A 3,510-nucleotide genomic window follows, 5' to 3' on the forward strand; every position below is an offset into this window, starting at 1 on the left:
GCCACCCGTGATCTGGTGACCCTGCAACTGCTCCCCACCACGGGCGACAAGATCGGCGTACCCGGAGGAGTAGACACCGGCGAACACGCCGGTGGGGCTGCCGGCCAGAGAGTGGGGATCGATTCCCGCCCGTTCCAGCGCCTCCCACGACACTTCCAGCAGCAAACGCTGCTGCGGATCAGTGGCACGCGCCTCGCGCGGCGAGATACGGAAGAACGCCGCATCGAAGCCATCGACATCCTCGACAAAGCCACCCTCGCCGGTTGCCGAGGATCCGGAACCCGTTTTTCCGGATCCCAGCAGCGCATCCAGATCCCAGCCGCGATCGGCCGGGAACGGCGTGATCCCGTCCACCCCGGCCGCCACCAGGTCCCACAACTCGTCCGGACCCGTGACACCACCCGGGTAACGGCAGGCCATGCCGACCAGCACGACCGGGTCGTCGGCGAGCGGAACCGGCAGCGGCGCGGCAGCCCGGACGGGAGCGATCTCACCGGCCAGGAAGGCGGCCAGCCGGGTGACCGTCGGGTAGTCGAAGACCACGCTCGAGGGCAGCGGCCGTCCCGTCCTGGACTGCAGCAGGTTCCGCAGCTCGACCGCGGTCAGCGAGTCGAAGCCGAGCTGCTTGAAGGGCTGCCCGGTGTTGATCCGCGTGCCGGAGGCGTGCCCCAGCACGGTCGCGGCCGCGTCACCGACCAGCTCGACCAGCAAGGCCCGGGCCTGGTCGCCGGAGAGGCCCGCGAGCCGTTCCTGGAGCCCGTCACGACTGCTGCCACTGTTGTCCGCGGTGCGGCGCACGGTGCCACCCACCAGGGTGCGCCACAGCGGTGGCACCTCGCCCTGCGCTCGCATCGCCCGGGGGTTGAAGCGGGTCAGCGCCAGCAGGGGACGATCGCTGCGCAGTGCCCGGTCGAAGAGGGCGAGCCCCTGGTCCACCGCGAGCGGCGGCGTGGCCGAGCGGGCGATCCGCCGGAGGTCGGCACCGGACAGGCCGCCGGTGAGGCCGAGTTCGTCGGTCCAAGGGCCCCACGCCAGGGCGAGACCGGGCAGGCCGTCGTGACGGCGGAGCTGCATCAGCGCGTCGAGGAAGGCGTTTCCGGCGGCGTAGTTGCCCTGGCCGCCGCTGCCGATGAGTCCCGCGACGGAGGAGAACATCACGAACAGGGAGAGGTCGAGTTCCCGGGTCAGCTCGTGCAGGTGCCAGGCGGCGTCCGCCTTCGGGGCCAGGACGCGGTTGAGCTGCTCCCGTGTCAGGGTGTTGATGACGCCGTCGTCGAGGATGCCCGCCGCGTGGACCACGCCACCGATGGTGTGGGCAGCCAGCACGTCCGCCAGGGCCGCCCGATCGGCAACGTCGCAGGCCACGACTTTCACCGTGGCGCCGTGCTCTTCCAGGTCGGCCACCAGGACGGCGGCCCCCGGCGCGTCCGGGCCACGTCGGCTCAGCAGCACCAGGTCGCGGACGCCGTACGCGACGACGAGGTGCCGTGCGATCAGCCCGCCCAGGCCGCCGGTGCCGCCGGTGACCAGGACCGTCCCGGTCACCTCGGGAGTCGGCGAGGACTCCGCGGTGGCACGGGCCAGGCGGGCGGCGCGCCAGGTTCCGTCGCGTAGGACCAGTTGCGGCTCGCCGGCGGCCAGGACGCGGCCCAGCAGTGCGCCGTCGACCTCGGCGTCGGTGTCCAACAGCACGATCCGGCCCGGGTTCTCGGACTGCGCCGAGCGCACCAGGCCCCACACGGCCGCCGCGGCCACGTCGGTCACCACGGGCGCCACCGCACCCTGCGTGACCACGACCAGCGGGGCCGTGCCCTCGTTCAGCTGATGCTGCAACTGCTCCAGCACCCAGCCGGTCAGCTCATGGACCGCTGTTGGAACCGGTTCCCCATCGCCGGAAACGCTGAGCACGACCGCTTGCGGTGTGCCGGACCGCCGCGTGAAACCGTGCTGGCCGACCGCTGTCCAGTCGTCGATCGGGGCGGCCGACGGGACGGGAACATCGATCCACTCCCACGTCAGCAGCGCCGCGTCGCCCGTACCGATGGTCAGTGTTTCGGCGGTGAGCGGCCGCATCGCGACCGATCCGATCGTCAGGACCGGCGCTCCTGTGCTGTCGGCGGCCTCCACCGCCGCCTCGGTGGGCGCGGTGCGGGTGAGAACGACACGCAGCCGCTCGGCGCCGCGGGCATGCAGGACCACGTCGGTGAACTCGGACGGCACCCCGTCGAAGGCCGCGGCCCGCAGCGCGGCGTCGAGCAAGGCCGGGTGGAGACCGAACGCCTCCGCACCGGCCGAGCCGGGCACCTCGACCTCGGCGAAGATCTGGTCGCCCAACTGCCAGGCGTGGACCAGGCCGGGCTGGGATTCGACGTCCAGCTCTGTCGCGCCCGGCGCCGGCCAGCCGTCCCCCCACGCCCCTGTTTCCCGTACACCGCCGGCGCTCAGCACGCCGGAGACGAGTCGAGTCCATTCGTCCTGACCGTCGGGCCGGGCGTGCACCGTGACCGTCCGGCGCGACGTGCCGGGCCCGGGCGCGCCGACGACTACCTGCAGCTGCACACCGCCCTGGGCGGGCAGCGCCAGCGGCGCCTCCACGACCAACTCGTCGATCCGGTCGGAGCCCACGCTGTCACCGGCGCGCAGTGCAAGCTCGACCCAGCCCGTGGCGGGGAAGACGGCCACGTCCTCACCGGCGGGAGCGGCCAGCCACGGGTGGGTCCGCAACGACAGCCGGCTGGTGAAGACCACGCCATCGGTCTGCGGCAGCGTCAGCATGGCCCCCAGCAGCGGGTGTTCCGCGGCACTGAGGCCGGCCGCGGTCACGTCGGCGGGTGCGGTGGAGGGGGTGGGCCAGAAGCGCTGATGCTGGAAGGCGTACGTCGGGAGGGCGACCCGCTCGGCACCGCGGCCGGCGAACACCGCGGACCAGTCCACCGCGATGCCGTACGCGAAGGCCTGCGCCACGGCCGACATGACTTGCCGGAGATTGCCCTCACCGCGCCGAAGCGTGCCGACCACCGGGACGGTGTCCTGGATGACAGGCAGCAGGACCGGGTGCGGGCTGACTTCCACCACGACGTCCGCGCTCGCGGCCGTCAGCGCCTGTTCGAACAGCACCGTGTTCCGCAGGTTCCGGAACCAGTACTCGGCGTCCCAGCCCACCGTGTCCATCAGCTCACCGGTCACCGACGAGACGACCGGCACCTCCGATGTCTGCGGGGTGATGGCAGCCAGGTCCGTCAGCAACCGGTCCCGGATCTGTTCCACCAGCACCGAATGCGAGGCATAGTCCACGGCAATCCGCCGCGCCTGGATCCCGTGCTCGTCACAGAACGCCCGCAACCGGTCAAGCGCCGCAGCCTCACCCGAGACCACCGTGGCCCCAGGACCGTTGATGACCGCCAAAGACAGCCCCGGCCGGTCCGCGATCAAGTCCCGCGCCACCGCGGCCGGCACCGACAACGCCATCATGCCGCCACCGGTCAGATGCTCCGCGATCGCCCTGCTCCG

Annotated in this window: 1 protein-coding gene; it reads right to left on the reverse strand. The window is 72.2% G+C overall.

The annotated features are described in order from the left end of the window. On the reverse strand, window positions 1-3,498 hold a 3,498-nt coding region (locus ABZ646_RS43135; protein ID WP_360532248.1), incomplete at its 3' end, for an SDR family NAD(P)-dependent oxidoreductase. Window positions 3,499-3,510 lie beyond the last annotated feature (12 nt).

Origin of the sequence: Streptomyces sp. NPDC007162 (assembly GCF_040634175.1) — a bacterium.
In the GTDB taxonomy this organism is placed as follows: Bacteria; Actinomycetota; Actinomycetes; order Streptomycetales; family Streptomycetaceae; genus Streptomyces.